General features: G+C 41.3%; 2 protein-coding genes and 1 pseudogene. All 3 read left to right on the forward strand.

Annotated elements, in window-relative coordinates:
- Positions 1–545, forward strand: a pseudogene (locus BO26_RS21405) (hypothetical protein); the annotation flags it as partial.
- A gap of 214 nt (positions 546–759) precedes the next feature.
- Positions 760–954: a hypothetical protein gene (locus BO26_RS21410; RefSeq protein WP_051691096.1), complete on the forward strand. Its 195-nt coding sequence runs from the start codon at positions 760–762 to the stop codon at positions 952–954.
- On the forward strand, positions 954–1144 hold a 191-nt coding region (locus BO26_RS21415; protein WP_036775014.1), incomplete at its 3' end, for a DUF4123 domain-containing protein. The genes BO26_RS21410 and BO26_RS21415, both read left to right, overlap by 1 nt.

The raw sequence follows: 1144 nt of genomic DNA on the forward strand, positions 1-1144 counted from the left end.
AGGCCGAAAGTACAGAAGCCGGACATATAGAGAAACAATATTTTGATCCCAAAGAGTTTCCACCTAATATGACTTTATATCGGTTTAGTCGCAATATAAAAATCAGTGGTTTACCAGAATGGGAATGGATTAAAGCAACGCCTTATACCGATACACCGGAGCAACGTCAACAACTGCAACAGGCTTATATGGCTGTCTGGCAAGCCTATAATGCCAAAGATTTAAATACGCTTCGCGAGCAACAAAAAGTCGCGCTTAAAGCCTGGGCTTGGTCAACCGGTGAAAGTGAAGAGAGCATTTTCACTGATCAATCTGTTTACCGTAATATCAAAACAACAGGCTTCAAAATGATACCGATTAACTGGGACGATTACAGAGTTAAGATAATGAACCAGGGTAGAATGGTCAGATTAGTAAATAAATCTGATTTAAGGAATTCTCCAATATCCTACTATTACGTTGATGATGAAGACGGTGAAACTGTTCTGGCTACTGTTGCACCTATTTTCTCATTAATTAACGGTCACTTTGTCCAAGTGATTTAATGGATAACAATATCGGGTTATTTAACCCAATATTGTTCTTGATTTTGATTTAGTCATTCAAAGTTTCCAATAAGCCCTCAATATCATTTTGATAACGAGAAATTTATTACAACCCGCCAGGGACATGAAATAAAAAGAGGATTTTACCCTGTTCAATCAACTGGAAATTTATTCTTCAAAATAAACTTAACTTCTCTTAAATAAGGAAAACACAATGGGAAACGTAGTAAAAATAGGTGATATCGGTACAGCACATGATGATTGTGAAGCGACACCGGTGATTTCCGGTTCTACCAGTGTGAAAGCCGATGGGATCCCTCTCGCCCACCAAGGCGATAGCTTAGCACCGCATTCCTCTCATCCACGAACTATGGCCGGCAGCCACAAGCCGATGAAGGATAAACCGTAATGACAGAAGAAAAACGTTATGCCGTCATTGACGGTGCCGCCGAGCCCCGGCTGTTTTTTATCCTGGAACACTTTGATCCACCGGTGACGTGTCTGTATGACGAGTCTTTACAGCCTGAACTCTTGAAAGTGGCCCCGTATCTGGTGGAAGTGACCGAAAAAGTCGGGCTTTTTCTGGCAGAATGGGGAAC

The sequence above is a fragment of the Photorhabdus australis DSM 17609 genome (assembly GCF_000711895.1).
Classification (GTDB): Bacteria; Pseudomonadota; Gammaproteobacteria; order Enterobacterales; family Enterobacteriaceae; genus Photorhabdus; species Photorhabdus australis.

Coding starts and splice junctions, on each gene's coding strand:
- BO26_RS21410 (WP_051691096.1), top strand. CDS start 760: ATGGGAAACGTAGTAAAAATAGGTGATATCGGTACAGCACATGATGAT.